This is a genomic window from Pseudaestuariivita rosea (assembly GCF_017592335.1).
Lineage (GTDB): Bacteria > Pseudomonadota > Alphaproteobacteria > Rhodobacterales > Rhodobacteraceae > Parasulfitobacter > Parasulfitobacter rosea.
In genome coordinates this window covers 1-25,897 of record NZ_JACNMP010000003.1, presented here as the reverse complement: position 1 = coordinate 25,897, position 25,897 = coordinate 1, and the positions used below count along the sequence as shown (strand labels likewise).

Sequence of the window (25,897 nt, the reverse complement as noted above, 5' to 3'; positions counted from 1 at the left end):
CACATAGGATTTCAAAGAGCCTTTAGTCACAATTCGTACGCTGAATGGCCTGCATGAGATTGAAAACTTTACGAGCATCTTTGATGAATTCAAAACCGACTGGAAACGTGACATTGTATCCAAGTCCGGAATGGCGTCCCTTGTGCGTATCTACTGCAAAATAGACTGATAGTTCTTTACGGCCGACAAGTTTGAGTTCTGTATCTTGGTTAATATGGTAGACTTTAAGAATAGGGTCGCCGAACAGATTTATAAAGCCAATAAAAGCTCGCCGATTAGTCAAAAGATAGCTTGTTTTTCTGCGCTGTTTAAAATCAATGACTGCCGGACCAAATACAAATAGAAGACCGATTGAAATAAAAAATAACCCAGCAAACAATCCGTCTGTCGTAGAAAAACGCTCATCTACTAAAAGTGCATATATAGTTACTGCAATAATACCTAATCCAAAAACTGAGGTAAACTTGAACAGTTTACGCTGATCGAAATTATAGCCAGGATGCCCACGCCAAAGCACTTCTTCATCATCCTGAAGATCAAGTTTCCATGTTTTTGGCATGAAAGATCACCTAACAAAATCCTGGATATAGCTTGGATATCCATCGATGATCTAAGTACGCGATGCTGGTATCTCAAGCCCCAATATCAATCAAACCAAAACACCCTTCGGCTGGCGCGCCTGGATCAATAGTTCCATCGCGGCCATGCGGACGGCGACGCCCATTTCGACCTGTTCCTGGATCACACTGCGGTTGATGTCGTCGGCAAGTGTCCCGTCAATTTCGACCCCGCGATTCATGGGCCCAGGGTGCATGACGATGGCATCGGGTTTGGCGTAGGCCAGTTTTTCCGCATCAAGGCCGTAGCGGTGATAGTATTCCCGCTCGCTCGGGATAAACCCGCCGTCCATCCGTTCGCGCTGAAGCCGCAGCATCATGACGACATCGACGTCCTGCAGGCCTTCGCGCATGTCTTCGAACACTTCGACCCCGAACTCAGCCACCTGCGAGGGCATCAGCGTGGGCGGGCCGATCAGGCGGATACGGTTTTCCATCTTGCCCAGCAGCAGGATATTCGATCGCGCCACGCGGGAATGGGCGATGTCACCGCAAATCGCGATGCTCAGCCGGTGCAGCCGCCCCTTGGCCCGGCGGATCGTCAGTGCATCCAGCAGCGCCTGTGTCGGGTGTTCGTGACGTCCGTCGCCTGCGTTCAACACCGCGCAGTTCACCTTATCGGCCAGCAGGTTCACCGCACCTGAATGCGGGTGCCGCACGACCAGCAGATCGGGATGCATCGCGTTCAGCGTCATGGCCGTATCAATCAGCGTCTCGCCCTTTTTGATCGAGGACGCCTGCATCGCCATATTCATCACATCGGCCCCCAGACGCTTGCCTGCCAGTTCGAAACTGGCCTGCGTGCGGGTCGAATTTTCGAAGAACATATTGATCTGCGTCAGCCCGGCCAAAGTATCGCGGTGCTTGATCTGTTGGCGGTTCAGCGACACATACTGATCGGCCAGATCCAGCAGGGTGGTGATTTCGTCGGGGCCCAGATGTTCGATCCCCAAAAGATGTTTGGCCCGCCAGTTCATTGCATCCCCTTGATGTGTTGGGTGTTCTATAAAGGAACCAATGGAAACTCTGCAACAGAGCACTTTCGCAAGGAGGCGCGCGATCCCCATTCGCTATCTGCCGAGATTTTAGAATTTATGTAATGCCACAAAGCAAAGCCTCATGCAGTTCTGACGAAATGTCAGCTGTGCGGTCCAACCGAACCTATGCAGTGTTAGGATCAGTATCCGCATTCTACGCCACGCTTTAAATGGGCGATCTCAACTGACATATTTTGGCAGTTGGTATGGATTAACAGGGACGGATCGCGTACCAAGACAAACAGGAGCATCCAATGTCCAAGACCGTTATCGAAACCGTCACCTTCAAGCTGAATGAGGGTGTAAGCCGCGAAGACTTTGTTACGGCTGCCAAGGGGATGAGTTCATGGGTCGAAGCCCGTCCCGGCTTTGTCCACCGTCGGCTGTCCTGCACAGAAGACGGAACATGGATCGAACATATCCAGTGGGACAACATGAACGCCGCAAAGGCCGCCGCGGCCGAGATTGGCAAAGTACCCGGGAACGCCGATTTCCTTGCCGCCATCAACGGACCGACTGTCCAGCTCATGCATTCCGAGCTGGAAGTGGCCCTCAACTGACCGGTCGATGCAGCGCAGCGCGCGACTTGCGGAAATCGTGGAGATCGTCCGGGACGGGCGGCTCCACCTTGCCCGCGACATCGCGGATGCGCTCGAGGTTTCCATTCGCACCATCTACCGGGACATCGACACGCTGGTCGCGTCCGGCGTCCCGATAGAGGGGGAACGCGGGGTTGGCTATTTGCTGCGCGAAGCGGTCTTTCTTCCGCCCATGGCCTTGTCGCTGACTGAGCTGGAGGCGCTGACCCTTGGCATGGCCATCGTGCAAGAGGCCGCCGACGAAGACCTGCAAGCCGCTGCGCGTGCCGTGATGCGCAAGGTAGGAGAGCACGCGTCGAACCGGCGCCAGGCCCCGAAGTCATGGGGCTTCGGTGTCTATGCGTTCGAACGCGCGCGCGATGGCTTCAGGCATATGCCGCTGATCCGCCGGGCGATCCGCGAGGGTCTCAAGCTTCGGATCGCGTATCGGTCGCTGGATGATCGGAATTCGACCCGCGTGATCCGCCCGCTGCAGACCGAATACTGGGGCCGCGTCTGGACCTGCTCGGCATGGTGCGAGCTACGCCAAGATTTCCGGGCGTTTCGGATCGATCGGATGCAAAGCTGCGAGCCGACCGGAGCACGTTTTCAGCCAGAAGCGGGCAAGACAATCGAGGATTACCTGAAACATGTTGCAGACCAAATGGACCCGGATCGAGACGGTGCATGAGTTCATTACGAAAGAGCTTAACGGCGTTTTTGCCAAAGACGCCTGGGGCGAGACCTCATATTTCTATAACCCCGGCCATGTGTTTGAGCGGGGGACATATTTCGCCACGATCAAGCAGAAGGATGGCGAGAATGACAAAGCCTCTAGCCTGGATCGGGACGGCGTTTGGCGCTTGAATATGGGCGTCAGCAAGGGTGCGTATTTCAAGCTGTTCGGCCCGCCGCCGCCCCGACCGGGTAAGGGCGGTATCGTCGATGGCGGGTGGGATTTCACCGCAAAAGACCAACTGACGCCACACCCGGTTTATGGATGGATGTCATGGCTGTCCGTGCTTAATCCATCAAACGAGACCTGGGATAAATGCACCGCGTTGATGGCAGATGCGCACACGCGCGCGCAGAAGAACTTTGAAAAAAGACTGGCGAAGCTCGGACAGTCGTAGAAGCACCAACACAGACATTCATCCGCCGCGCAGCATTCGGCAATCTAGCGGCTTCTAATCGACATAGGTTTAAGTATTCGCGAAATGGTTGGAACCGTCTGATATTCAGTTGAACTGCACTACGTAATTCAGAAAGTGTTTACCTTTGCACGTTCCGGCCCTAGCTTTGGCACGTGGAAGACATGGATTTTCATACAGCGAAAGCCTTGCTGGATTGGCAGGTTGAAATGGGCGCGACCGAGGCGATATCGGAAACGCCTATCAACCGATACGACGTGCCTGCGCAAAAGCCGAAACCAAAGCCGATCTCGGTTCAGAAGCCGCTATTGGACGAAGTTGATCCTGTTGCGGTGGCACAAGCGGCGGCCGATGCGGCCAGCGATCTGGACGGGCTTCAGGCAGCCATCGCCGCCTTTGAATATTGCGAGCTGAAAAAAGGTGCCAAAAACCTGGTTTTCAGTGATGGCAACCCCGCCGCGCGCCTGATGATCATTGGCGAGGCCCCGGGGCGGGATGAGGATCTTCAGGGTCGCCCCTTCGTTGGTAAGGCCGGGCAGCTGCTGGACAAAATGCTGGCCGCCATCCAGATCTGGCGCGAAACGCCGGATGCGACGGCCTCAGTCTATATCGCCAATGTCCTGCCCTGGCGCCCGCCGCAGAACCGTGACCCCAAACCCGAAGAAATCGCGATGATGCTGCCGTTCGTGAAAAAGCATGTCGAACTGATCGATCCCGATGTGATTGTCCTGATGGGCAATATCTCGTGTCAGGCGATGCTGGGGCGCAAGGGCATCACCCGTCTGCGCGGCCAATGGACCGAAGCCGTGGGCAAGCCCGTCCTGCCCATGTTCCACCCCGCCTATCTGTTGCGCAGCCCCGAAAAAAAGCGCGAAGCGTGGCACGATCTGTTGATGCTGCAAAAAAGGCTGACCGCATGAAGATACTCGCGTTTTCCGACCTGCATCTTGCCGCAAACCGCGCCCGTGATCTGGTGTCTGCCAGTGCAGAAGCTGACCTGGTGATCGGGGCAGGCGATTTCTGCAATCACCGCATGGGTCTGGACGAAGCGATGGAACTTTTAGGCGGCATTAAACGCCCCTTTGTCGCGGTTCCCGGCAACGCCGAAAGCGCCGATGAACTGCGCGATGCAGCGCTGGACGGCATGACGGTTTTGCATGGTGAGGGCACCGCAATCGACGGCATCGCGATCTTTGGCATCGGCTATGCGATCCCGGTCACGCCCTTCGGATCATGGTCCTGCGACCTGAGCGAAGACGCCGCCGAGGCGATGTTGGACACCTGTGACAGCGCAGACATCCTGATTACACATTCCCCACCCAAGGGCATCGCAGACAAGACCTCGGCAGGACTATCCGTTGGGTCAACCGCAGTTCATTCCGCGGTCGAACGCGTGCAGCCCAAGCTGGTGTTTTGCGGCCATATCCACGACAGCTGGGGAAAATCGGGCAAGATTGGCGAAACCACCGTCCACAACCTGGGTCCCAAGGTGAATTGGTTTGAGGTATGAGTCAGATCACCTGGGTGCTTCAGGAAAAGTCTATAAAACCGGATGATTTCCAAGGGCTGCGTCAGGCGGTCCTTGCGCATGATCATAGACTTGAGATCATGAACGTCGTGCCATTTGCCCATGAACCGGACGGTCCCATTCCGCACCTTAACGGCCCGGTTGTTGTTTACGGGTCCGAGGGGCTGTTGAACGTCGCCCGTCATCAAGGTTGGGCGCCCGCTGGGTGGGACGGCGATTGTCTGAACCAAAGCGCGGTTCTTGGCCATCATGGGACCCATGCCCTGAATACCGGGGCCGCCGTCGTTCCGCATACTGATATCGCTGACCATATGCGCAACCATGGGATGCACCGCGCTTTTCTGCGCCCTGATAGCGAAGGCAAGGCGTTTCCGGGGCAGGTGATGACACTGGACGAAGTCGAAAGCTGGCTGACCCGCCTGCACGACGCAGATTATTTTGCAGAAAGCGTCTATCCTGTGGTTGTTGCCCCCGTTCAAAAGATCGGACGGGAATGGCGCAGCGTTATCGTCGACGGCCAGATCGCGGCCATTTCGCAATATGCCAATCACGGCGAAAATGACCGCCAACCGGGTGCACCTGCTGATGTCGTTCAAGCACTGCAGGCGGCCGTTACGCACTATGCCCCTTTGCCCGTTTTTGTTGCAGACATCGCAGAGTGCCTGCAGGACAACCGGATAAGCTATAAGATCATCGAATATAATTCGTTTAATTCTGCTGGCCTCTATGCCTGCGATAAAATGACAGTTGTTGCAGCGGTCTCGGGCCATGTCGCCGCGCAGTTCGTATGAAGGAGGTCGGATGTCCCGCATAGATGAAAGCATGGAGTTTATTCCGGTTCGAATCGCGGTTCTGACGGTGTCGGACACGCGGTTGTTGGATCAGGATCGGTCGGGTCAGACGCTGGTCGATCGGATCGAAGGGGCGGGGCACACTGTGGCCGCGCGTCAGATCCTGCCGGATGAGCGGGATCAGATCGCGGCTCAGCTACGCGCCTGGTGCGCTGATCCGGAGATTGATGTTGTGATATCGACCGGGGGCACCGGCCTGACCGGTCGTGATGTGACTGTCGAGGCGCACCGGGATGTTTATGAAAAGGAAATCGACGCCTTTGGCACGGTGTTCACGATTGTCTCGATGAACAAGATCGGGACGTCCGCCGTGCAAAGCCGTGCGACGGGCGGGGTGGCCAATGGCACATATCTGTTCGCTCTGCCCGGCAGCCCCGGCGCCTGCAAGGATGCCTGGGATGAAATTCTGGCCAAGCAACTGGATTACCGTCACCGCCCCTGTAACTTTGTCGAGATTTTCCCGCGGCTGGATGAACACCACCGCAGGAAGTGATCTTTTAGACCGCTGCAGCGCATTTGCGGCAAAACGGGGTAAAGGGGACAACATCCAGCCGTTCCTGGCTGATTTCAGCCCCGCAGACCGTGCAAAAGCCATATTCGCCCTCGTCCATCCGCTTTAACGCGGCATCAATGCGGATGATTTCGTCGCCCGCAGAGTTGCCCATCTGCTCCAGCACCTCATCAGTTTCACGCTCAACCGCCCGTTCTTCCCAGTCTTGGGAGTTGTGTGAGTCCAACTCTTCCTCCACCTCATCGCCGCGCTGAACCAGTTCCGCCCGGCGGGCCAGCAGTTGTTGCTTGCGATCCTCAAGTGTGCCCATGGCGTGTCCTCCTTTTTTCAGCAAACCTATGGCACACGTGACGCGCGGGCTTTGATCCGGATCAAGCCCCCTAGCCATGGGCGCGCGCCTGCCGCATAACGCGTTGTCATGACCCTGCCGATTGAAGCGATCCTGCCTGATCTGACCGATGCCCTGAAACAGCAGGGGTGCGCCGTTTTGCAGGCACCGCCGGGGGCGGGGAAAACCACGCGCGTGCCCTTGGCGCTGCTGCAGGCGGGCCTGACCCAAGGGCGGATCATTATGCTGGAACCGCGCCGTCTGGCCACGCGGGCCGCCGCCGAACGCATGGCGCATACACTGGGTGAAAAGGTGGGGCAAACCGTGGGTTACCGTATGCGTGGCGAAACCCGCGTGTCGAAAGACACCCGGATCGAGGTCGTCACCGAAGGCATTCTGACCCGTATGCTGCAAAACGATCCCGAACTGACCGGGATCGGCGCTGTGATCTTTGATGAATTCCACGAACGATCCCTGAATGCCGATCTTGGTCTGGCGCTGTGTCATGAGGTGCGCGAGGCCCTGCGCGACGATCTGATCATCCTTGTGATGTCGGCCACGCTGGACGCAGAGCCAGTGGCCAGAATGCTGGACGCGCCCATTATCACATCGCAGGGCCGCGCGTTTCCCGTCGATATCCGCTGGCTGGACCGGCCCGTCCCCAAGACCACGTGTTTTGAGGCGGCCATGGCGGACCTGATCACGCAAGCGGCCCATGAAACCGACGGCAGTATCCTGGCCTTTTTACCGGGCGAAGGGGAAATTCGCAGAACACAGGTCGCGTTGCAGGGGCGTCTGCCCGATGATTGCCAGATTCACCCCCTGTTCGGCGCGATGGCGTTTCAGGCCCAACGCGCTGCCATTGCCCCGGTGAAGACGGGTCGTAAGGTCGTGCTGGCCACGTCGATCGCCGAAACCTCGCTGACCATCGATGGCATTACCGTTGTTGTCGACGGCGGCAAATCCCGGCGCGCGCGGTTTGATCCGTCATCGGGCATGTCGCGGCTGGTCACTGAACCTGTTACCCGGGCCGAGGCCACTCAGCGCACCGGTCGGGCCGGGCGTCTTGCGCCGGGCACGTGTTTCAGGCTTTGGACCAAGGGGCAGGACGGTGGGCTGCACCCCTTTCCACCGGCCGAAATTGAGGCCGCTGATCTGTCAGGTCTGGCGTTGGAATTGGCGCTGTGGGGTGCCGCGCCCGATGATTTGGCGTTTCTGACGCCGCCCCCTGCGGGCACTTGGGCCGAGGCAACGGCGCTGCTGCACATGCTGAATGCCCTGAAAGACAATCGTATCACCAACCACGGTCGCGCCCTGGCCGCGCTGCCCCTGCACCCACGGCTTGGGCATATGCTGGTGACGGCCGGACAGTCCGCCGCGCCGCTGGCGGCTTTGCTGGCGGATCGTGATCCTTTGCGGGGGACCGATGCTGATCTGACACTGCGTTTGAAGGCGCTGAAAAACGGTAAAGATGCGCCCGCGTCGGCCAGTCCCGCGACGCTGGACCGCATCCGGCAAGAGGCAAAACGCCTGCGCCAGATGGTCGATCATAACGCGGGCCTTGGCCCCGCTGCGATGGCGGCTTTGGCCTATCCCGACCGGATCGGTCTGCGGCGCAAAGGGGATCAGCCGCGCTTCATTCTGTCTGGCGGAAAAGGCGCGGTTTTGGATGCCGCCGATCCTTTGGCCACGCAGCGTCTGATCGTAGCGACCGATCTGGATGGTGACCCGAAAGAGGCCAGGATCAGACAGGCGATTGCCATATCCGAGGTCGAACTGCGCGATCTTTTTGCCGATCAGATTGTCTGGACTGATGTCTGCGAATGGTCGCGCCGTGACCGCCGCGTTGTCGCCCGTCAGCAGGAACGGTTTGGCGCAGTGGCGCTGAATGATCGCATCTGGAAAGACGCGCCTGACGATGCAGTTGCCCTGGCCATGCTGGACGGTGTCCGGCAGTTGGGCTTGCGTCTAGGCGATGCCGCGCGGCGTTTTCAGGCGCGGGTCGAACTGGTGCGGGCATCGGGTGTCGGTGTGCCCGACTGTTCGGATGAAGGGTTGCTGGACGACCTTGCGGACTGGCTGTTGCCGCATCTGACAGGCGTACGAACGGCCGAGGATTGGGATCGTTTCGATGCGACCGATGTATTACGCGGGCGGTTGACGTGGGACCAGCACCAACAGGTTGATGCATTGGCACCGGCTCATTTTGAAACGCCCATGGGGCGCCGGGTGCCCATTGACTATGGTAGTGACCATCCAACGATCCAGGTCCGTCTACAGGAAATGTTTGGCGTCACGCAGCACCCGATTGTTGCAGGGCAGCCCCTGCGCATCAGCCTTCTGTCACCCGCGCAGCGCCCCGTTCAGGTGACGATGGACCTGCCGGGGTTCTGGGCCAGCAGCTATGCCGACGTGCGCAAAGATATGCGCGGCCGTTACCCCAAACACCCCTGGCCCGAAGACCCGACACAGGCCGAACCAACGCTGCGCGCAAAACGGCGCTAAAGTGTCGTCCGCCGTCCCGGACTTGATCCGGGACCTCAGGAAAACTGCGATTGTTTTCAGATGAATTTACAGAATATCAATATATCTTAACACCCCGAACAATCTTAACAGACGACATCATCACCGTCCGCATTGACAGCCCAAGTTTTGTACAAAAAGCACGCATTTAATCGTACAAATCTGAGTCTTGATCGTACAAAACCTGTGTACGAAACGTACAAATTGTCGCAAACGCGACGCATCGCTTGGGGTGCGAACGGTTCTTTAACTGACAAGCGTGTCCAGTTTTTCTGCTGTTGTGGCTTTCATGCTGTCCCGGTCGGCAAAACGCGCGTACCAGTCGGTCAGCGCATCATTCCCATGCCGCCAGCTGCGGTCATCGTGCCGAAAATCCAGATAGGCCAAGGCGCAGGCAATCGCGATATGGGCGGCATCCAGCGACCCGGAAAGATGGCTCATCCAGCGGGTATTCACCACCGACACAGCGCGTGACACTTTCGCCCACTGCGCCTCAAGCCATTCTTCTGACTGGATTTTTTCGGGGCGGAAACGCTTTTCATAGACCATCAGAACGGCGGCCTCCATGATGGCATCTGCCGTCGCTTCCAGCGTCAGCGTTTCCCAAAGATGGGTTTCAGGATAAAGCCCCGCATGCACCCGCGCGTCCAGATAGCGGCAAATGACGCGACTGTCATAGATCGCAGGCCCATCGTCGCGCACCAAAGCCGGGATTTTGCCGATCGGATTGACAGCCGTCAGATTGGGGTCAGGATCGGCCGGATTGGCCGCAACCTTCTGCAGCTCAACATCCCCCATTTGGCCGGTTTCATGTAATAAAACCAACACCTTACGCACAAAGGGCGATGGCCCCGCCAGCAATAATTTCATTCTTTTTCGATCCGTTTGATCCGAAGCCGCGCCAGAAAGGCTGCGTCAATCTCAAACCCCAGGGCCTGACCGGTCGGAAAATAACGGCGCTTGATCCGCCCTGAGGCATTTACCTGATCCTCATCCCGCGCCAGTCCGATGCCTTCGTCGACGACGTCCAGGGCATCTTCAACCCTTTGATTTCGCGGCAATTTCGGAAAGTTGCGCGCCATAACATATGTCGCTGCAATCAGCAGGCCATAGCTGGCAATCGGTGCAAGGGGTAGGGCCATATCCAAGTCCTCCTAACCTTAATGTAGGCAGTCGGGCGGTGTCTGTCCATGCTATGGGAAAATCGTTATGTCATCACCCGCTTTCCAGACGGGATACTTCTGCATAATACTTTGAAATTGCTGAGAATTTATAAAGCGATCCAGCCAATCCCGCAGCGCCAACCACGGCTGATCGTCAAACCAGCCTTTATCCGTATTCGCAAATTGACGGACAAACGGGGCAATCGCCATATCAGCGAGCGTCGGGCTGGTGCCGTAAAGATAAGGCTGATCAGCCAGCATCCCATTGATTTCAAAAAGAAATTCTGCCCCCGTGGCGCGTTCGTCCAGCGCGTCGCTGCCATACCGGGTGCTGTATTTGTAGCGGTCAAGGGCGGTTTTGAACGGCCCGTCGCTTTCGGCAATAAGGTCAAATCCGTCTTGCGGCATCCTCAACAAGTTTTCCGGGTCGTTTTCCCCAAGCGCCCACAGCATGATGTCCAGACTTTCATCGATCACCCTGTCCCCCAAATCAAGGCAGGGCACCGTCGCGCTTGGTGATTTTTCCAGAAATTCCGGGGCCTTATCGCGCAACAGGATTTCGCGCAGTTCGCATTTTATGCCCGCCGACTGAACCGCCAGCCGCGCGCGCATGGCATAGGGGCACCGCCGGAATGAATACAGCACCGGCAGGGACGACTGCGTCGCATCGATCATGCGCGCAGTTCGCCTTCCACGTAGCGCTTGATTTGCACTGGCACGATCTGGCCCTCGGGCTGCGGGGCGTCAAAATGCACCTCGGCGAACTGAGGCGTGCGGCCCATATGAGGGTTCTCCATCAGAACCTGATGCATCTGACTGACCTGCGCTTTCAGATGCTTTTCAACCTGCGCCTCGCCCGACATCCGCAACCGTCGCGCACGGTCCTTGATCGTGTTTCCATCGACCTGAGGCATCTTTGCTGCAGGCGTCCCCGGCCGGATGGAATAGGGGAAAACATGCAGCCACGTCAGATCGCATTCCTCAACCAGCTTTAACGAATTTTCGAACATCGCATCTGTTTCAGTAGGGAAACCTGCAATAATATCAGCGCCATAGGTCATGTCGGGCCGCAGCTTGCGGGCGTCTTCACAAAACCGAATTGCATCGTCCCGCAGGTGGCGGCGCTTCATGCGTTTCAGGATCATATCGTCGCCCGCCTGCAGTGACAGATGCAGGTGTGGCATCAGGCGCGGTTCGGTTGCAACCGCTTCCATCAACGCCTCATCCACCTCGATCGAGTCAATCGAACTGATCCGCAGACGCGGCAAATCGGGCACCAGCCTGAGGATCCGCATCACCAGATCCCCCAGCTTGGGCTGCATCGGCAAATCGGCGCCCCAACTGGTCATGTCGACCCCGGTCAGCACGACCTCATTATACCCGCGATCTACAAGGCGTTTGATCTGATCCACCACTACACCTGCCGGAACCGACCGCGAGTTGCCACGGCCGTAGGGAATAATGCAAAAGGTGCAGCGGTGGTCACAGCCGTTCTGAACCTGCACATAGGCACGTGACCGGGTGCCAAAACCGTCAATCAGGTGACCGGCTGTCTCGGTTACGGACATGATGTCATTGACCTGAACCGCCTCGGTCTCGCCAATGAAATCAGCCGCAAGATCCGCCCAGGTGTCGGGCTGCATCTTTTCGCTATTACCAACGACGACGTCCACCTCGGCCATCTCGGCAAAGCGTGCCGGTTCAGTCTGTGCCGCACAACCGGTGACGATCAGCTTGGCATCCGGGTGGGCGCGCCGCAGCTTGCGGATATCCTGGCGGGCTTTGCGCACGGCCTCGGCGGTGACGGCGCAAGTATTGACAATCACGGCGTTTTCCAGACCGGACGCGCTGGCAAGTTCCTTCATCGCCTCGGTCTCATAGGCGTTCAGACGACAGCCGTGGTTGGAAAAAACGGGCGGTCTTGTGGTCATGGCAGACTGTCCAGAAAACCGGCCGTCAGCACACCGTCGAACACATGCATCGTCGGTCCGGTCATCCAGACCCCATCATCGCGCCAGTCGATATCGATCTGGCCTCCATCCAGATCAATCCGCACAGTCCGGCTGGTCAGACCCCGCCGCGCCGCCGCTACGGCCACCGCGCAGGACGATGAGCCCGAGGCCAGAGTGATGCCCGTCCCCCGTTCCCAGACCCGCATACGCAGGTGATCCGACCCGATGCGCTGAACGATCTGGACATTGGTTCGTTTAGGAAAAAGCGGATGTGTTTCGTATTCGAGGCCAAAAACGTTAAGGTCAATCGCGGCAACATCATCGACAAAAAAAGTACAATGCGGATTGCCCATACCTGTGGCGACCGGGTCGCCGTCCATTGGCAGCTTCAGGGTATCCATGGGCTGAGACAGCGGAATATCTTCCCAATTCGTCTGCGGATGCCCCATGTTGACGCGAGTCAAGCCATCGCCAGCATCCTCGGCTGCAAGAACGCCATGATCCGTTTCTATGGTCAGATGCGAACGGCCGCGCAAATCCATCTCGCGCCGCGCAATGCAGCGTGTTGCGTTACCACAGGCGGCCGACAGTGACCCATCCGCATTGAAGAACACCAGTCGCAGATCAGCCTTTTCAGATCGCCCAATCACGGCAAGCTGGTCAAAGCCAACACCCCGGTGCCGGTCAGCCACAGCGCGTGCCAGATCGGCCGTGATAACATCATCGTTCTCACGCGCATCAATCACCACGAAATCATTGCCCAGCCCATGCATTTTCATGAATGGCAGGCCTGCCCGAGTCGCATTGTCCATCATGTGCTGGCATATAACGCGCTGATCCTGTTTTTGAAAGCAATGGCGACGAAAAGCGCCCATTTTAGGGTTGACCGCCGGACGACCCCCACCTAATTAGGCGTCTCGTAATGACTCGGGACTGTGTCTGAGTTACGCGATATGAAGTGGGCCGTTAGCTCAGTTGGTAGAGCAACTGACTTTTAATCAGTGGGTCACAGGTTCGAATCCTGTACGGCTCACCACTTTTACATTTTATAACAGTAGGTTAAGATATACTCTGCGTGTTGAATTTTGGGCGTCCTGTCATCCGGAAGCAATACGGAAGCAGCATGATTGAAATTCCAAGTGTTGTAACGCTGCACTACGCTGACCGGCCAGAAATGTACTGACCATCTAAACTGCCCTGACGTAACCGCGAATCTGCGTGCTATTGTGAGCAAGGAACCGTTCATCTGAACGGTTCAAGCAGCCTTCAAATCGCTGCTTAAAAGTCGAAAACCTCGCAATTTGATCTGAGGTGAACTTAGAAGGAACAAGTATATGGAAAGAGCAGGATTGGCTATTTTAGTACCGTCCGTATTGGTACCGGTCTTGGGTCCAGTTGTTTGTATCAGCTTGGTTGGTATCGCACTCTTCAAATTACTAAAGGATGATAACATCGACACAGAGACTGAGAATGGAGACCATTCAGCTGGGCAAAACGTTTTGGTCGATGCTCGCACTTCATGCTCAAGTGACAATGAAAATATTGATGATGATAGCCCCCGCTGTCAAACTACTGAAACCGTCGCTGAGTTGCCAAAACAAGAGATGATCCGCCAAGTGATGTCTGAACTGGGAAAGCGCAGCGGCGCCGCACGGGCTAAGAAGGCCAAAACATGAACTAAGCACCTTGCGGCCCAAAATTGACATTGGGCCGAACCACCTACAATGCTGGGTGCTTTCCGAAAGCTGAGATCCGTGCAAACAAGGAGGGCACCCGAAGGTGCCCAACTGTTTCCTGTGTATCAGCGCAGATTATTGCACCTATCCTGATCACGCGAAGGCAAAATCGCTTTCCTTTAGATCTTCGAGTGTCAGGCCTTCTAACATCAGTGTCGTCCCGGCTAAATCGTCGACGGCAACACCCTCTGCTGTTTCACTTACGTGATTGGTCATTAAGTCCTGATAATTGTCGATGCCGGGCAAGCCACTCAGATCAATAGCGTCATCTGCATTACTCTCAGCAAAGATAAATGCGTCATTTCCCTGATCGAGTTGCGCCATTGTGGAGGCGACAGAACTGCTGGAACTATTGGTAGAATTCGTTGCAAAGGTGAGATTTGCGGTACTGCTGAAACCCGTTTCGATATCCGGCATTGTGACTGTATAAGAGCCATCAGCAATCAAGCTGGTACCACTAAACACTCCGCCAACAACAAACCAGTCCCGTGGTGTAGAATTGTTGGCACTTGCTGCCCCAGAGAATGATGCAGAATACTCTCGAATTACCTCCATTTCTATGGGATCCCATACACTGTCATGGTTCCAATACCGTAATGCAACATAAAATTTAGCAGTGCTGGAACTTTGAAGAGCTCCATCGTAGTATAATTCTTCTGTATACGTAACCAGGCTACCACCTGAACCACTCTCTGCACTTTTAAAGTGACATGAGCCGCCCATTGTGGCAAAAACGTCACCGAAGAGGTCTGTATTTATTACTCCGACTTGAGCTCTATCATCGTCCCCGGTTTTAGTTGCGACTGATACGGTTCGCGTATTTGAGAAGGCAATTTCTGGAGGGGCGGCTTCTAAAATAGTGTTACCTTCATCCTCGTCATTTGGATCTGCAATGATATTGATCCATGGAGTATATTCTATTGTATATGTGTAGGACTGAGTACCTGTCTTTATTGTGTATTCAGGCACACTTCCGCTGTCTGGCCGATCTTTAGACTTGAAGATGTCACTTGCCTCAGGATTCAAAACAATCGCATCGATTGCTGCGAGCTGCGCATCCGAAAAACCAAGTTCCGCGACATCGAACAAGTGAAAATTGTCTTCCGTCAGACCTTCAACGGTCACAGCGACAATGCCCTCATCGGTTCCTGTGATGGTATCCTGACCGGCACCGCCCCAGATAACGGCGACATTATTCTCACTCCAATGTTCGTCCAAGTGGAAGGTATCGTTACCAGCCCCACCTGCAAAATACTGAATACCTGCACCTGACGCGATGAACACATCATTATGGTCGGTGCCAACAGCCCCTTCGATATTTGTGTACCGATCCCCGGCCGCTTCGCCGCGTGACCCAGTGCCAGCGGCCAGATCGACCGTGACGCCGCCCAGGCTTCCATCAAAGTAGACCAGATCAACGCCATCTCGGCCATCGATAATGTCAGCGCCCTTGCCACCTTCGAACAGATTGGCTTCGTCGTTACCGTTCAAAATGTCACCTTGTGCGCTGCCAACCACGGCTTCGAAGTTGTCTATGGTGATTGATGTGCCACCGGATGCGATCTGGCCTGGCCCGCCCGTTGCGCTTGCCAGATCAACCTGCACGCGCGCGGTCAGGCCAGATATATCAATCGTATCCAGGCCAGGCGTGGTGTCATCTGGCAAAGTGACGATATCGATATTCTCTTGCCCATCGATCTGAACTTCCCGCGATGAGCCACCAAGGATATCGACGATCTGCGAGAAGTTGCCCTGAAGATAAACTGTATCTGACTCATTCGACCCGACAATGCGTTCAATCGATACAAGCGTGTCGACCGAACCATCCTCTTCGCTGGCAAAGAAAACGCGATCCCCCTCAATGCCTGCCTGATCGGAGTCAAAGTCGGAATTCAGGAAGATATCGACACCGCCATTTATGACACCATCAGAACCTGTCAAATAAACCGCGACATCAATGCCGCTGCCCCCAGCCAGCGTGTCGCTGCCCTGACCGCCATTGAGAATGTCGTTATCATCGTCCCCGCGCAGGAGGTCGTTGTCGATGCCCCCTTCAAGATTGTCATCGCCGTTCTGGCCATAGAGGAAATCGTTACCCTGGTTGCCATAAAGAAAGTCTGTGCCACCCGCGCCGAAGATCATGTCGTCGCCGTCAAGACCAGCGGCAAGATCACCTTCCGCAAACAGGATATCATTCCCGTCTGTCGCCTCAGACGACATGCGATGGGTGACATCGGTGTAAACAGGTGAAGGCTGGTCATCACCGTCATCGGGCGAGGGGTCGTCTAATTGCGTCCAATCAGTTGGAGTATGGCGCTGAAAGACCTGGTCAAGCACAGAGTCAATCAGACCCTGAACGCCGCCCATGAATGGCCGTGTCAACGTGGCGGCAGCTATGGCAGCATTGAGTGCAACTTCAAATCCCGTTTGAACGGATGGCAATATCCCACTGTCATCAACGGCCACAACCTTTCCAGTTTCGTTCGAGATAATAACGTCAAGCGGTCCGTCAAATGGGCTACTTGCACCATAGGGTAAACTGAGCCGATCATAGCCAGCACCTGAATAATCTGAAATTTGCTTACCACCGAAACTGCCATCATCATCGATAATAACCGCTAAGCCAGCCAGCGCTGACGCCTTTGCACCCGGTGATAACTCTGGATCACTAGGTGGGGCTCTTAGCCATTCGATAATACTGTCGCGGCTCACCGCTCCTGTGGCATTGTATTCATCAACGACAATGCTGACGAGTTCGCTTACAACTGAATTTACCACCCGAATAGACTGCTCAAACGGACTTGCTAGAATATTGCCAGGGAAGTAATCAACATTATCGCCCCAACCTATAAATGTACTATCAAAAACTGCATCATCATTGATAAAACCATTGCCACCTAACTCTAAATCAATAGTCGCCGCACTCAGTGCAGCAATCGCAACATCTTGAGATAACTTGTAAATCCCATCATAAGTCTCTGGAAAGCCGGTGGCTGGCGTTTGAAAAGCTTCCTGCACCAAACGATTAGCTAGAAATGCGCTTGCACCAATAGGATCACTGAAGGTTGATATTTTCGCTTGCAGCGCGAGTTGCGAGCTGCCGTTATCATCTTTGTAGGCCATCATGCTGCCGTATGTCAGGTAAAATCCACCCCGGTCACCTGACGCAAGAATACTATCGAGAAAATCTAGTTCCTGAGCTGTGATGCTCAACTCGCCATTTATTGATCTGGAACTCATTGTCGTCTCCTTAAGTACAATACTGGGTTGAGGTGATTAGTTTTGCGCAACAACGCGCGCCTTAAGAAATTCTTGGTGCGCTGTGATAAAGGCGGGCAGGTTACAAAGGTGCCGTCCTTCAAATCTAATAGACTTGACGATATAGCTATTGAACTGAGCGTCCGCTAAACAGGACGTTCGCCCTGTCTTGAGATCTCGAACCTCACATTCCGCTACTACAGAATAGTCGCCACTATCGTTTGGTAATCCAAAGATACGCGCACGAGTAAAAGGTTCAGCAACCGTTTGGGGAGCTGTTCGAGTAAGGTCATGAGGTTCACCGACATGCCATAGTCTGGCCTCGGTGTTCTCAAACATCTCATACCCGCAATAGCTATCCCGCAGGTCATAGATATCACCCCGGGTTGCACCTGGTGCGTAGCCAGAGAAGCTCTGATTTCGCATTTTCGCTTCTCTAAGACGGTTATTCCAAAAAGGCAGAGAGAAGCCCCTAGTGACGCTGATGTTCGATACGAATTTGTTGTCAATGGCTACCGAAGCAGAATATCCATCAATGCTATTCCCAGCTCTAATCTGATCTGGTCGATTTTCATCCCATTCAGTAATGGTCAAGAAAAATGCGATATCCTCTTCGTGAGCAATCGTTGCCGCTCGACCGAGATACTTCATTTCAATTCCGAAAGTCGTAAAGTGGCCTGTTGTCTTATGCCTAATTCCACTTAACCGATCATACTCATGCAGCGTCATCTCAATCACGCGGTCTGCTTCATAGCGCGGCGCTACCCCGATAGAATAAAATGGGGGGTGGATATTCTCATCCGTGTCTGACTGGTTTTGTGCAAAAAGAACGAATGACAGTGCAGTCAGCGCAACTGCAGCGAATGCGAACTTTTTCATTGGATGCCACTCTGGAATTCGTTTTGGGCGACTACTTTGCTCTCTAAGAACTGCTGATGTGCAGCGATTAAAGCTGGGGCGTGGCAAAGCATTTTACCTTCGAAACCATAGCGTACCATGATGTAGTCATTAAATTCGGTCTCGATCTGGCAATGATTTTCACCGTTTTCAAAAACGACACTTGTTTGGCATTGCGCAATTATAGAATAGTCGCCTTCGTCATTTGGTAGTGCAAATATACGCGCGCGATCGAATGGCTCTGGTACTGCTGTGGGTGCAGGTCGTGTTAGATCGGCAGGTTCGCTAAGCTGCCAGCGTCTGGCCCCTCTATGTTCGAATAGTTCGAATCCACAATAGGTCTCACGAAGATCGTATATTTCACGAGCAAGATATATCTGGCCAAGCCCTGCACCTGGAGCATATCCGGGAAATTTTTGATAGTTCAGTTTTGATTGCCTCAATTCTTGATTCAAAATAGGAAGATTAGGCTTATGGCCAGCCCAGAGCGAAGCACTCATAATATAACGGATCGATGGATCCAAAGCTTCCGGCTCAAATCTGATACCGGGCCATATCTTATCAGGTTCATTCGGGTCCCATTGAAAAACAGTCAGGAAAAAGCGAACGTCACGGCCGTCTGCTATTGTCGCAGCATTGCTTAGATACTTTCTTTCAATCCCAAAGGTTGTGAAGCGACCTGAGGTTTCAAACTGACGCCTTTCGGGGGAACGAATGTAGTCATGTAATGTCATTTCAATCACACGATCGGCATCGTATGGCGGCGATATCCCAATTGAATAATATGGCGGATGGATGTTTTCGTCGTTTTCAGACTGATTTTGTGCAAAAATGACGACCGACAGAGAAGCCAGCGCCACCGCTGCGAATACGAACTTTTTCATTGTATGCCTCTCTGAAATTCGTCTTGTGCGACAACTCTCGCTTCCAAGAATTTTTGATGTGCCTCTAGAAATTTTGGAAGTCCACAAAGATGCTGACCATCGAACCTGACTCTCTTGCCGATGTAATCATTGAAGGCGAATCTAGCTTCACAATAGGTGCGACCTGTATCAAGATCTTTGACCTCACATTCAGCAACTAAAGAATAGTCACCGTCATCGTTTGGTAGGCCAAAAATACGTGCACGGTTAAAGGGTTCTGCAATGGTTTGCGGAGCTGTTTCGGTAAGATCATGAGGTTCACCTAGATGCCATCGTCTGGCTTCGGTATGCTCGAATAACTCAAATCCGCAGTAACTATCACGAAGATCATATATCTCGCCACGCATGGCTCCTGGTGCGTACCCTGAGAAGCTTTGATTTTTCGCCTTTGCTTCTCTAAGTTCTCTATTCCATCGGATAAGGTTTGGTTGGTCATTTGTGGCGATTATAGCGCTCATATTATTCTCAAACGCCATCGCACCCGTGTATCTATCTGGACCATTGCCAGGTGCTATCTGATCAGGTTTTTTAGAATCCCATTCAAACACCGTTAGAAAAAAGGATACATCTTTACCGTCGGCAATCGTTGCAGCTTGACCGAGGTACTTCATCTCAATCCCGAACGTCGTAAAACGTCCAGTTGTATCATGCAGTGTTCCACTTAACCGATCATATTCATGCAGTGTCATCTCAATCACGCGGTCTGCTTCATATCGGGGGGCCATGCCGGTTGAGTAAATTGGCGGGTGGATATTATCGTTATTTTTGGATTGATTTTGCGCGAAAATGACCAGTGACAAGGCACCAAGCGCGAGGACGGCGTAGAGAATTCTTTTCATCAATCTTCACCAGAATCCATGTGTCAACTTAAGCTTACACACGGTCACCTTACGGTTGAAGTGACATTTGTGACGCACATCTGATCGTCGCCGATGTTAGCGAACAACATGCGTGGCTCTCAGCAGATTTTGGCCGAAGTTGCATGATGTGCTCAGCTTTAAGTGAAAGGGCAAAGAACGCACTGAAGCGAGTTCTTAGGCGGATTATCACCTATGGGTAAGAAGTAAGAAAAATCTAGATTTTAGCGTCTTCAATTTCCGACATGTTGCGCAGTTAGATTATATCGAACCTTAGGGGCCTTGTTGGGATTGACCAGAAACTGCAGCACCAACGTGGTTTGGTTCTGAGTTGACGTTGGATATCTTGCAAACGTCAGCATTTCAGCGTGCAATTTGCTGAATTAGTCTCTGCGGGGAAAGATTGCTTTCCGCCGTTCCAACTCAGCGCTGAAGCCCGCCGTATTGGTTTAAGCATTTCGGTCCAAACGTTTCTTTCATAATTCTCTCGGCATCTTCTTTTGTGACTCGGTTCTCAGCTTCAATGCCTTCGTTGCTTCTATCAACGATCTCATCGCTATCAGTCTGCTTGAAGCCTGTTCCTTTATTTGTTTCTTTAATTGTTTGTCTGAACGTATGTTCTTGTACTTTCGGAACGCGCGTTCGGATCAATGCTGAACGCTCGTTCGGGTACTCTTTAGCCTTCGCATTAGATAGGGAATGTTCGTTCGGTATTTCAGCTTCGGGCGTTTCCATCTTGTAAATGTTTGTGCCGCCATAGCCCTTTCGTCCCTGTTTTTTCGATAAGTGGCCTCGGTCTACCAGCATGGAAACCGCATTTGAGACCGCGCGTTCGGTGAGACCCAATTCCCTTGCAATTGTTCCTTGGGACGGGAAGGCTTCCTCAGTCTTTGAATTCAACCACTTCGGCAGAAGCAAGACAATTCGAAGTGCTGTAGGCGACAAGCCTTTGTCCTTTGATACTCTTATCTGCCAAACTGTCTTCCGAGCTGCGAAATCCCGCCCAGACTGAAATTCGCGTCGATAGGGAACTTGACCAACTGTGACCTTCTTTCCTTGTGGCCGCGCTTCATCTTCAGCCATTGAACTGTGACGTGCTGGTGATTGTCTTGCCATCGATCCAGTCAAGTAGATCACGCCGCCGGTAACGGATGGACCGCCCGGAAACTTTGACAAATCGTGGCCCGCCGCCGCGATGCCGCCAGTTTTGCAGTGCACGCATAGAATAGCAGAGTAAATTTGCCGCCTCGCGTTCATCCATCAATCGGTCAAGGTCGCTGTCCGCCAGCATAGTTTGTATACGTTTATTCATTTCAGGTCCGCCTATTTTCGATGAGCGTTGTTGCCCGCCCTTAGACGTACGATGGCGGAAATGATGTGGTTAGACGGCACGAAATACTAAGTTCGCAACATCCAGCGTACCGAATTAAATACAATGATATCAGTTTCTTAAAGGGAGTGCTGCGCTGCCACTAATAGTTCGGAACACTGACGTTACGAATTACTTCCGAAATGGGCCAGATACTTTCCAGCTGTCTGGTGTTTCATCCGCCCAGCAACGATCAAATTGACGTCGGCTGAGACCCGGTATCTGATCCATCATCTCTGCTCGATACTGGTCTTTGGTCTTGCGTTTCTGACCTTTTGCAACCTCGGCACGCAACCGGTTCGTGCACTGTGCCTTTGCTGTGAGGCCACCGTCGCCCTCTGGAACGACGCCGAACCGTTTGATCCACTCGTCAAACTCAACCCGATTGATGAGCGCTGCAGCTCGTCTTGTTCCGAAGAGTTGGTTCTTGGGTGCGCGGATCATGGACAGGCAGAAATAGACTCGGAAATCTGTGCTGTTGGCCCAACGCTTCCAATCGACGATGGTCGATGGTCCGAAAAGCAGGGTTAATTCACCCTGCTTGAATGCATCGCGAAGTTCAGCTTCAACCCTAGAACGCCGTTGAAACGCTTTGTGGTCTTTGATCCAATTATCTTGCACTTGGGGCAACTCATGCAATTCTAGCTTCAGACGTTCCTGCTCTTTATAGATAGCCTGAAATTTGTGGTTCTGTATTGCGGCTGCTTCCTTGTCACTTTGATCAACGAAGACTTGCGTGAGAGCGTTCTCGCGCCCCACCAACACATTAAGCGCATCAAAAATGGCCCGTCTCTTCTGCCTGGTCTCGTCTGGATCGCCGTAGTCGCGTGCCCAAGCTTCCCAACTTGTCCATTCGCTTCGGAACATCGCACGCCCGGTTTCGTCGAAGGCGTGCAGTAGCGGATAAAACAGGCTGAGCGTAAAGGTAGACATATGTGACCATTAGCAAGAATGAGGGGTGTCTCTACCCAACCGCATACCGAGCCGAATGCAAGGGCACGGCCGTATGTATGGTTACCTAACGATACGTAGGGGCTGAACCGTTGCCGAACGGTTACGAACCGCCATTGCCAACCGTGATGCAACGGTTCCGGCTGCGCTTTGAACTGCATCATCTGCGAGGTGTGCATAGCGCAGGGTCGTCTGGAGATTCTTATGACCGAGAATTTCCTTCAGCGTAAACGGATCAATCCCCTGTTTCATGGCAACTGAAGCGTAGGTGTGACGTAGGTCATGGATACGCACATCTGGAATGCCAGCCCGCTTGCGAATACGGTTCCAAGGCTTCTGCAGGTTGATCAACCGTTCACCAGCTACGTCTCCGACAATGACAAAGGGGTTTCCCTCTTCGCGGGGGAGTTCTGTAAGAATGTCGTGGGCTTCCCTTGGAAGCGGAATGCGGCGGCGCCCGGTTTTGCTGTCGGGAAGTTCCAGGTGGTGGGACGTAACATAGTCCCACCGCAGCGTCAGGATTTCACTATGTCTGCATCCTGTGTAGATCAGCAGCAGGATCGCTGAGACCGCATAGATGCTTTCTGAGCCATCTTCGAGTACGGCAGCAAGCGTCGCGCCAAGCCTGACCTGTTCCGCGTCTGACAGATAGCGTTTCTTTTCTTTTAATCAGTGGGTCACAGGTTCGAATCCTGTACGGCTCACCACTTTACCTTTATTTTTCAAGTACTTAATGGAATGTCTGTGTTTAACAACGCTACATGATTGCTGCATGGAAGCATTACGGAAGCAGCGTAAAGAACAATACAGTGCGATGTATTTTAGCAACACACCAAGCACTCTGAAGCATTTATCTTTCCGGCCAATTAAAGCAAAGGTCAAACCAGCCCAATGCCGACGTCCGCTTGGGATCTTGGTTTCTGCGCTAGCAGCCCACATTCCTACCATTCGCGGCGGGCGCAAAATAGTTCGATAACCGAACTTACCAAATGCAGATATAGCGCCCTTTCGCTGCGGCTGCGCCAAGGTCTGCTTTCTTCAACGGAAGCGGAGTGCTTTTGTAGTCTAAGTTTTCGGACAACGATCATAAAAGATGTGGTTTCGAGCTAGACGGCAGCTGCATCATAGGTCCCCGGTAGAAGTGTGATTGACGTACTTGGTGCCACAAGATCGTAACCAATTCCAGCAGCCTGTATGACCCGCAGCTCACCGAATTCGTCCACACCTAGCCATTGAACGAAGTAGCCGCGTTCTAGCTCATCTGTGTTGATCCACGAAACAGACCAGATGTCTCCTCAAGAACGTCACCTGTTAAGATAATAGTCATTATATACAAACTATACTGACCTATCTTGTTAATAGTCTGGTGTTAAAACCGTGCTCCTTCTATCTACATTGTATGGAAGCCAAATCTGATCAGAACACACAATGTGTATCGTGCTTTAGAGACATAGATCACCGCGCGATGATCTGCCCGAATTGTGGCACTCAGCAGAACTGGCGCAGGTATTTGCCTTTTGGAGAATCCACTTTAGCACTTGCTCTTTCAGCTATAGCTCTTGTTACTGTTCTCCTTCCTGATCCAAGGGCAGTCATAAAAGAGGTTTTAGACTATTTTTCTGGGACTAATTTCGCCATCAAGGCGGTTTTAGTTGATATTGATATCGACGATATTTCGATACTTGTGAAGAACGAACAGAACAGCGAAGCCGCGATCAACAGCATTGTTTGTCTGCTGAATATCCCGCTCGACCCGAGCCTCAACATCGATAAAATTTTGAGGCAACTTGCGGAAGGACGTGTTGAACGCCCCTCCCCCCTAACGGTCGGCGAAACTATGGGAGTGTTTCAAATGGCTTTCGAGCTAGAAAACCCTGCTATGGTGCCCAAATATGAGTCAGCGGTTATAACCCTACCCAATGTCGAAATCTCTGCTCCACTTGGAACAAGAAGGCATAAAGCTCCTAACGATACTGTGGTCAATTTTTGCGCAACCATGGGCGTCAACTTTGAAGATGATTTTGCTATCGGAGCCATCATGTTAAAACCCGAAGAACTGATCGGCATTGACCTTCTAGAAGTCCTTGAACGTGCAGATTATGCAGAAACGAACGAACACAAACGGCAGGTTGATATGTCAATCGTAACCAATGCTCGGGCTAAGAACTCCGAGCAACAGAAACAGCCGTAATTTCCGTAAGATATATTATCACGCATGTTTTCTTAGTCCGATCTCGATAGGCACAACGGCCTCGCACTTTCAAAACTTTTGTCTGTGACCGAAGCTGACATCGGCTTGGGATAAATGCCTGTCTCACCGACAGGGAAATGCTTCCGTCATTGCCTGTGTAAACAAGATTTGTGCAGGTCTGTGACGTACCTGAGGATTGTCTTCAAGATAGGAGACAAAAACGTCGACCATTTGCTGCGCGGCAACTGTGTTTGGCGTGCAGTAACCCAAGACTGTAGTAAGATCTTGCACGGTGTTTTGGAGTGGTTCTTGGCCGCCATCGGCTTGCTGCACCACGTTAAGCGCAGTGTACATGCCTCCATCGTTCACTCCAAAAACGTAGCCAAAGCAAAATCCGTTGTCACCTAAGTTCGAACTACTACAAAAGTCCAAAATGGTGTTACCATCAAGGCTTTGCGGCGATGCGCTGCTTGGTCCAAGCATCATGAGTGTTGCAAGCATTAGAGTTCTCATAGTCCTAATATGTCTCGTAAGGCCGTCTTGAATCAAGGGAGTCTTGTTCACGACTAGCGTCAATGCGTTTTGGGCTCACTGTGCTGGCAGTGGTCCTAGTGTTCGCGTGTCCACTTCGGTTCGTGTCTACATCTGGCGGATTTGTTAGGCAGACCGACTCCAGACTAAAGCGGACATAGTATAGCTCGGCACGCCAAACGAAGTTCAAATACTTGGATTGCGTACGATCCAGTCGGCCACATTAGGGACTCAATATAAACAATCTGTATTTCTAACAGGCTGTGCCACTTACCCCATTGCCGCGCATCAGATTTTCTTTGGCTCGCAAGGCTGCTAATGGTTTGCTTGTCTGGTTCGCCCGGTTAAGTTCACAGCATATGTTTTTCAGGTGAGGGATAAGAAGTGTCTGAAGTCTCAGGGTTTGATCCACTGGTGTCAGAGAACGCTTTAAGCGGCCTCAACCACTCAATTGCGTCCGAGGCTATCCGGTGCGAAGTCCTGAACGTTCTAAAAAGCTACACCGGTTACTTTGATATCTTTTCAGAGCTGCTTCAAAACGCACTAGATGCAGTCGACGCTCGGAGGACCAGCGAAGGGGCAGAATATTCTCCCCAGATTGACGTTGAGATCGATCTGCAACGGAACGTCGTTCGAGTAAGCGATAATGGCTGCGGTATGACACTTGACGAGTTCAAGTTCTGTTTCCGCCCGAATGTCAGCTTCTTGCCGATTCTGTTGAAAAACAACGTGTTTCTGGCGCAGAAAGTAGTTTGTTGAACGGGGTGCGAGCACCTTTCTGATCATGCTTTTCGCGTTTGCAGCGGTGCAGGAAAGATCTTTGCGAGTTTGCGGAGGTTCTGGGCGGTGGCGGCGAGGATGGAGTGAGAATGGACCGTGGCCCCAGTGGGGCCGCGTAAGCCGTTCGAACCGTTTGCGCCGCATGGGCCACGTAATCGGAGGCGA

Annotated in this window: 28 protein-coding genes and 1 tRNA gene; 12 read left to right on the top strand and 17 right to left on the bottom strand. The window is 53.2% G+C overall.

The annotated features are described in order from the left end of the window. Window positions 1–22 precede the first annotated feature (22 nt). Together H7848_RS03180 and H7848_RS03175 are read right to left on the bottom strand one after the other, a co-directional pair. Window positions 23–559, bottom strand: a complete 537-nt coding sequence (locus H7848_RS03180) for a hypothetical protein (RefSeq protein ID WP_208347897.1) — start codon at window positions 557–559, stop codon at window positions 23–25. A gap of 90 nt (window positions 560–649) precedes the next feature. Next, a complete protein-coding gene (locus H7848_RS03175; protein WP_208347895.1) occupies window positions 650–1,594 on the bottom strand; it encodes an aspartate carbamoyltransferase catalytic subunit in 945 nt (314 codons plus the stop codon). Between the two features lie 314 nt (window positions 1,595–1,908). Here H7848_RS03175 and H7848_RS03170 point away from each other — a divergent pair, with 314 nt between their 5' ends. From H7848_RS03170 to moaB, 7 genes are all read left to right on the top strand, one after another. Next, window positions 1,909–2,214: an antibiotic biosynthesis monooxygenase family protein gene (locus tag H7848_RS03170; RefSeq protein WP_208347893.1), complete on the top strand. Its 306-nt coding sequence runs from the start codon at window positions 1,909–1,911 to the stop codon at window positions 2,212–2,214. A 7-nt stretch (window positions 2,215–2,221) separates the two neighbouring features. After that, window positions 2,222–2,923: a helix-turn-helix transcriptional regulator gene (locus H7848_RS03165; protein ID WP_208347892.1), complete on the top strand. Its 702-nt coding sequence runs from the start codon at window positions 2,222–2,224 to the stop codon at window positions 2,921–2,923. After that, a complete protein-coding gene (locus H7848_RS03160; protein ID WP_208347891.1) occupies window positions 2,883–3,365 on the top strand; it encodes a DUF6194 family protein in 483 nt (160 codons plus the stop codon). Before H7848_RS03165 ends, H7848_RS03160 begins: the two co-directional genes overlap by 41 nt. Window positions 3,366–3,547: 182 nt before the next feature. Further along, the gene (locus H7848_RS03155) at window positions 3,548–4,303 is read left to right on the top strand and encodes a uracil-DNA glycosylase (protein WP_208347890.1); all 756 of its coding nucleotides are present in this window, start codon (window positions 3,548–3,550) and stop codon (window positions 4,301–4,303) included. Further along, window positions 4,300–4,893 (top strand): metallophosphoesterase family protein, encoded by a 594-nt coding sequence (locus H7848_RS03150; protein ID WP_208347889.1) that lies wholly within the window; start codon window positions 4,300–4,302, stop codon window positions 4,891–4,893. The genes H7848_RS03155 and H7848_RS03150 overlap by 4 nt, the downstream gene beginning before the upstream one ends. Then, window positions 4,890–5,702: an ATP-grasp domain-containing protein gene (locus H7848_RS03145; protein ID WP_208347888.1), complete on the top strand. Its 813-nt coding sequence runs from the start codon at window positions 4,890–4,892 to the stop codon at window positions 5,700–5,702. The genes H7848_RS03150 and H7848_RS03145 overlap by 4 nt, the downstream gene beginning before the upstream one ends. 10 nt (window positions 5,703–5,712) lie before the next feature. After that, window positions 5,713–6,255, top strand: a complete 543-nt coding sequence (moaB, locus tag H7848_RS03140) for a molybdenum cofactor biosynthesis protein B (RefSeq protein ID WP_208347887.1) — start codon at window positions 5,713–5,715, stop codon at window positions 6,253–6,255. A 4-nt stretch (window positions 6,256–6,259) separates the two neighbouring features. Here moaB and H7848_RS03135 read toward each other — a convergent pair whose 3' ends face one another. After that, window positions 6,260–6,583 carry a TraR/DksA family transcriptional regulator gene (locus tag H7848_RS03135; protein WP_208347886.1) on the bottom strand — a complete coding sequence of 108 codons (324 nt, stop codon included), beginning with the start codon at window positions 6,581–6,583 and terminating at the stop codon, window positions 6,260–6,262. 108 nt (window positions 6,584–6,691) lie between these two features. Between H7848_RS03135 and hrpB the strand changes: the two genes are divergently transcribed. Then, window positions 6,692–9,106, top strand: coding sequence for an ATP-dependent helicase HrpB (gene hrpB / locus H7848_RS03130; protein ID WP_208347885.1), 2,415 nt, complete (start codon window positions 6,692–6,694; stop codon window positions 9,104–9,106). A 264-nt stretch (window positions 9,107–9,370) separates the two neighbouring features. Here hrpB and H7848_RS03125 read toward each other — a convergent pair whose 3' ends face one another. The 5 genes from H7848_RS03125 to dapF are packed head-to-tail and all read right to left on the bottom strand — an operon-like array spanning window position 9,371 to window position 13,018. Further along, a complete protein-coding gene (locus tag H7848_RS03125) occupies window positions 9,371–9,994 on the bottom strand; it encodes a glutathione S-transferase (protein ID WP_208347883.1) in 624 nt (207 codons plus the stop codon). Further along, window positions 9,991–10,266: a hypothetical protein gene (locus tag H7848_RS03120; protein ID WP_208347881.1), complete on the bottom strand. Its 276-nt coding sequence runs from the start codon at window positions 10,264–10,266 to the stop codon at window positions 9,991–9,993. Before H7848_RS03120 ends, H7848_RS03125 begins: the two co-directional genes overlap by 4 nt. Before the next feature lie 51 nt (window positions 10,267–10,317). Then, on the bottom strand, window positions 10,318–10,962 hold the full coding sequence (locus H7848_RS03115; protein ID WP_208347879.1) for a glutathione S-transferase: 645 nt from the start codon (window positions 10,960–10,962) through the stop codon (window positions 10,318–10,320). Then, window positions 10,959–12,218, bottom strand: a complete 1,260-nt coding sequence (mtaB, locus tag H7848_RS03110) for a tRNA (N(6)-L-threonylcarbamoyladenosine(37)-C(2))-methylthiotransferase MtaB (RefSeq protein WP_208347877.1) — start codon at window positions 12,216–12,218, stop codon at window positions 10,959–10,961. The genes H7848_RS03115 and mtaB overlap by 4 nt, the downstream gene beginning before the upstream one ends. Further along, a complete protein-coding gene (gene dapF, locus H7848_RS03105; protein ID WP_336512056.1) occupies window positions 12,215–13,018 on the bottom strand; it encodes a diaminopimelate epimerase in 804 nt (267 codons plus the stop codon). Before dapF ends, mtaB begins: the two co-directional genes overlap by 4 nt. 181 nt (window positions 13,019–13,199) lie before the next feature. Here dapF and H7848_RS03100 point away from each other — a divergent pair. Both H7848_RS03100 and H7848_RS03095 read left to right on the top strand, forming a co-directional pair. Further along, window positions 13,200–13,275: transfer RNA gene (locus H7848_RS03100), tRNA-Lys, on the top strand. 298 nt (window positions 13,276–13,573) lie between these two features. Further along, a complete protein-coding gene (locus H7848_RS03095; protein ID WP_208347873.1) occupies window positions 13,574–13,915 on the top strand; it encodes a hypothetical protein in 342 nt (113 codons plus the stop codon). A gap of 153 nt (window positions 13,916–14,068) precedes the next feature. On the opposite strand, the gene H7848_RS03090 is transcribed toward H7848_RS03095, so the two are convergent. The 8 genes from H7848_RS03090 to H7848_RS03055 form a co-directional block, all read right to left on the bottom strand. Then, on the bottom strand, window positions 14,069–17,215 hold the full coding sequence (locus tag H7848_RS03090; RefSeq protein WP_208347871.1) for a calcium-binding protein: 3,147 nt from the start codon (window positions 17,213–17,215) through the stop codon (window positions 14,069–14,071). Window positions 17,216–17,251: 36 nt separating this feature from the next. Beyond that, window positions 17,252–18,112 carry a hypothetical protein gene (locus H7848_RS03085; RefSeq protein ID WP_208347870.1) on the bottom strand — a complete coding sequence of 287 codons (861 nt, stop codon included), beginning with the start codon at window positions 18,110–18,112 and terminating at the stop codon, window positions 17,252–17,254. Next, window positions 18,109–19,014 (bottom strand): hypothetical protein, encoded by a 906-nt coding sequence (locus tag H7848_RS03080; RefSeq protein ID WP_208347869.1) that lies wholly within the window; start codon window positions 19,012–19,014, stop codon window positions 18,109–18,111. Before H7848_RS03080 ends, H7848_RS03085 begins: the two co-directional genes overlap by 4 nt. Further along, the gene (locus tag H7848_RS03075; RefSeq protein ID WP_208347868.1) at window positions 19,011–19,892 is read right to left on the bottom strand and encodes a hypothetical protein; all 882 of its coding nucleotides are present in this window, start codon (window positions 19,890–19,892) and stop codon (window positions 19,011–19,013) included. Before H7848_RS03075 ends, H7848_RS03080 begins: the two co-directional genes overlap by 4 nt. A gap of 441 nt (window positions 19,893–20,333) precedes the next feature. Next, entirely contained in the window at window positions 20,334–20,993 is a 660-nt protein-coding gene (locus H7848_RS03070; protein ID WP_208347867.1) for a helix-turn-helix domain-containing protein, read from the bottom strand. Further along, window positions 20,986–21,222 carry a helix-turn-helix transcriptional regulator gene (locus H7848_RS03065; RefSeq protein WP_237072553.1) on the bottom strand — a complete coding sequence of 79 codons (237 nt, stop codon included), beginning with the start codon at window positions 21,220–21,222 and terminating at the stop codon, window positions 20,986–20,988. The genes H7848_RS03070 and H7848_RS03065 overlap by 8 nt, the downstream gene beginning before the upstream one ends. A 189-nt stretch (window positions 21,223–21,411) precedes the next feature. After that, entirely contained in the window at window positions 21,412–22,212 is an 801-nt protein-coding gene (locus H7848_RS03060) for a hypothetical protein (RefSeq protein ID WP_208347866.1), read from the bottom strand. 81 nt (window positions 22,213–22,293) lie between these two features. Then, window positions 22,294–22,782 (bottom strand): site-specific integrase, encoded by a 489-nt coding sequence (locus H7848_RS03055; protein WP_237072566.1) that lies wholly within the window; start codon window positions 22,780–22,782, stop codon window positions 22,294–22,296. A gap of 913 nt (window positions 22,783–23,695) precedes the next feature. Here H7848_RS03055 and H7848_RS03050 point away from each other — a divergent pair. Next, window positions 23,696–24,421, top strand: coding sequence for a hypothetical protein (locus H7848_RS03050; RefSeq protein WP_208347865.1), 726 nt, complete (start codon window positions 23,696–23,698; stop codon window positions 24,419–24,421). A 123-nt stretch (window positions 24,422–24,544) separates the two neighbouring features. Here the strand turns inward: H7848_RS03050 and H7848_RS03045 are convergent, their stop codons facing one another. Further along, window positions 24,545–24,922, bottom strand: coding sequence for a Rap1a/Tai family immunity protein (locus tag H7848_RS03045; protein ID WP_208347863.1), 378 nt, complete (start codon window positions 24,920–24,922; stop codon window positions 24,545–24,547). Window positions 24,923–25,336: 414 nt separating this feature from the next. Here H7848_RS03045 and H7848_RS19710 point away from each other — a divergent pair, with 414 nt between their 5' ends. Continuing rightward, entirely contained in the window at window positions 25,337–25,711 is a 375-nt protein-coding gene (locus tag H7848_RS19710; RefSeq protein ID WP_208347861.1) for an ATP-binding protein, read from the top strand. Window positions 25,712–25,897 lie beyond the last annotated feature (186 nt).